This is a genomic window from Psychromarinibacter sediminicola, assembly GCF_029168335.1.
Lineage (GTDB): Bacteria > Pseudomonadota > Alphaproteobacteria > Rhodobacterales > Rhodobacteraceae > Psychromarinibacter > Psychromarinibacter sediminicola.
The window spans coordinates 1-3,223 of sequence record NZ_JARGYC010000157.1 but is presented as its reverse complement, the minus strand read 5'-3'; the positions used below and the strand labels follow the sequence as shown (position 1 = coordinate 3,223).

Here is a 3,223-nt window from a genome sequence, read left to right as displayed (position 1 = left end):
CCCCCCCCCCCCGGGGTGTCATGCTGCCTCTACTGGACTGCATCGACCGAACGGACATCGGAGTTGAGAGGCGCCTTCGTGACGGCCGCAATCGAGAGTTACATCTTCTACGAGATCGCTGCGCTGCTCGTCCTTGCGGCCGGGATCGGGTTCGTCGGGCTTCTGCTGCGTCAGCCCCTGATCGTGAGCTTCATCGCGGTTGGGATCGTCGCCGGCCCTTCCGTTCTCGATATCGCGCATTCCGACGAGCAGATCGACCTGCTGGCCGAACTGGGCATCGCGGTCCTTCTGTTCCTCGTCGGTCTGAAGCTCGACTTCAACCTCGTGCGAACGCTCGGTCCCGTGGCGCTCGTCACCGGCCTCGGACAGGTGATCTTCACCACCGTCTTTGGCTTCCTGATAGCAATCGCGCTCGGGCTCGACGCGTTGACCGCGATCTATGTCGCGATCGCGCTGACCTTCTCGTCCACGATCATCATCGTGAAGCTTCTGTCCGACAAGCGCGAGATCGATGCGCTGCATGGGCGGATCGCGCTCGGGTTCCTCATCGTGCAGGACATCGTCGTCGTGATCGCGATGATCGCGCTTTCGGCCATCGGCGTGGGCGGTGCCAGAGAGGGGGAGGGGGCGACCGGGGATGTCCTGCTTGTGCTGGGTTACGGACTGGCAATGCTGGCCTTCGTGGTGGTCTTCATCCGCTACGTCGCCAATCCGCTGGTCGAACGGCTGAGCCGCGCACCGGAACTCCTGGTCTCCTTCGCGATCGGCTGGGCCGCGCTGCTCGCGGCGGTCGGCCATTATCTGGGGTTCGGGAAGGAACTGGGCGGCCTGCTCGCAGGTGTCTCGCTCGCCTCCACGCCGTTTCGCGAAGCCATCGCCGCGCGGCTGGCGAGCCTGCGCGACTTCCTGCTGCTCTTCTTCTTCATCGCGCTTGGCGCCTCGCTGGACCTGTCGGTGCTGGGGGCAAGCGTCGGCCCGGCGATTGTGCTCGCGCTCTTTGTCCTGATCGGCAACCCGCTGATCGTGCTCGCGATCATGGGCGCCATGGGCTACCGCAAACGCACGGGATTCCTGGCCGGGCTGACCGTCGCGCAGATCAGCGAGTTCTCCCTGATCTTCATGGCGATGGGTGTCTCCTTCGGTCACGTGGCAGAGGATGCGCTCGGTCTCGTCACGCTCGTGGGGCTCATGACCATCGCGGCCTCGACCTACATGATCACCTATTCCCACCAGCTCTACAGCGCCTTCGAGCCGGTGCTCGGGCTGTTCGAGCGGCGCCGACCGAAGGCGGAAGACCATGGCGGGACCGAGGCCGCCCGCCCGCACGACGTTATCCTGTTCGGGCTTGGCCGCTACGGGATGGGCATCGCATCGGCGCTGCGTGACAGCGGCAAGCGCATCCTGGGCGTCGACTTCAGCCCCGAGGCCGTGCGACACGCCCGCGCGCAGGGCTTCGACGTCGTATTCGGCGACGCGACCGACCCGGAATTCCTCGCCCATCTACCGCTTGCGCGGGCGGAGTGGCTGGTCCTCGCCGTGCCCGAACACGACACCGGGCTTACCCATGAGGATCCCCGGCACGCGCTCCTCAGGGGCATTCGCGATCTCGGGTACACCGGCAAGACCGCGGTCGCCGCGCATCGGGATGCCACGGCCGACGCGCTGCGGGCCGAACAGGCGGATCTCGTCCTGATGCCCTATCGAGACGCCGCCTTTGCCGCGGCCCGGATGATCGCGCGGGGCGCGCCTGCCCCCGAGCACGCGATGGAGGATCCCGAAGGCCAGAAGGAACTGCCGGCATGACAGTGGGACACGGCAAGCCCAGGAAGATACTTGCGGTTGCGGATACCGGCGCGACACAGATCGCCGTCGAAAGTGCGCTGACCCTCGCCGAGAGGCACGATGCGTCGCTGGAGGTCATCGCCTGCGTCGAGCCTCCGAACGATCTATCGATCCTCTCCCGCCTTTCCGGCGAGGATCCCGACAGGCTGATCGAGCAAGCCGTGGAACAGACCCGCAAGGAGGTCGGCGCTCGGCTGGCAGAGATCGCCCCGGACCGGCCGGTCGATGTCTCCGTCTCGGTCGGCAAGGCCTATCTGGAGATCATCCGGCACGTCGTCGCTTCGGGGTGCGATTTCGTCGTCAAGAAGGCCGAGCCGCTTTCCGGCATCGACCGTTTCCTGTTCGCCAGCACCGACCAGCATCTGCTGCGGAAATGTCCATGCCCCGTGTGGCTGCAGACACCAACGGCGCCACGGCGCCCGCGACGTGTTCTGGCGGCGGTGGATCTCGATACAGCGGATGCCGATGAGCCCGAGACGCTGGCCGCGTTGAACACGCGCGTTGTCGACGCCGCTTGCACGATTGCTGTCGCTCAGGACGCAGAGGTCACCGTTCTTCATGCCTGGGACGCCCCGGGCGAGGGCATGGTCTGGGCGTTTTCGAGCGGGAGCAACGCACGTCTGTCTTCCGACCGCTACGTGAACGAAGTCCTCGGCATCCGGCATCGGGCAATGGATCGTTTTCTTGCGCAGCTGCGCGTGGCCGGCACACCGCGGCCTCGCCTCGTTCCGCGTCTGGTACGCGGGGCCCCCGAGACGGTCATCCGCGAACAGAGCCGCGCGATCGGTGCGGACGTGGTCGTGATGGGCACCGTGGCACGAACGGGCTTGAGCGGTGTCTTCATCGGCAATACGGCCGAGAACATTATCAACAGCCTCGAATGCCCGATCCTCGCCGTAAAGCCCGAAGGCTTTGTCAGCCCGCTTCTGAGCGGATGATTCCGTGGCTGGCGGGACAGAGCGGAAAGCGTGCGCCAGTTACTCCCAGCATCACTCGAAAGGGTCGCCAGACGTCGGTAGCGCACACGGTAATACCGGCTCCCGCTTGGTCATCCGGGCAGAGCCAAAAAGTAATCAGCACGAAGTGCTATCTGCCTTTAAATCTACGGAAACATCGGAGTTGGATACGGAACAAGTCGTTACCAGAATTCACGTCACTGGCTCGGTAGTCCACCGTCCGGGCTGACGGCTCCTGCCCGACCTCAAACGTACGTCCAGTTGCTTCGATCGCAGCCCGCAAAGCTGCCATTCGCTGCACATGCGAAAGCTTTAGCCTGAGGGACTTCGGGGTAGTGCCCCACCGGGTGGTGTAGGAGGCCGCGCGCGGAGCCATCTGGCGTAGCGCAGCGCGCGGCCTGTCTGGTGGCCACCGCGCTTCTTCG

The 3,223-nt window shown here is 65.2% G+C and carries 2 protein-coding genes; both read left to right on the top strand.

All coding sequences use genetic code 11. The annotated features are described in order from the left end of the window. The coding region (locus P1J78_RS24430; RefSeq protein WP_309568152.1) for a cation:proton antiporter at window positions 1-1,803 on the top strand (1,803 nt) is incomplete at its 5' end. After that, window positions 1,800-2,780, top strand: a complete 981-nt coding sequence (locus P1J78_RS24425; protein WP_275569980.1) for a universal stress protein — start codon at window positions 1,800-1,802, stop codon at window positions 2,778-2,780. The genes P1J78_RS24430 and P1J78_RS24425, both read left to right, overlap by 4 nt. The last annotated feature ends 443 nt before the right edge of the window (window positions 2,781-3,223 follow it).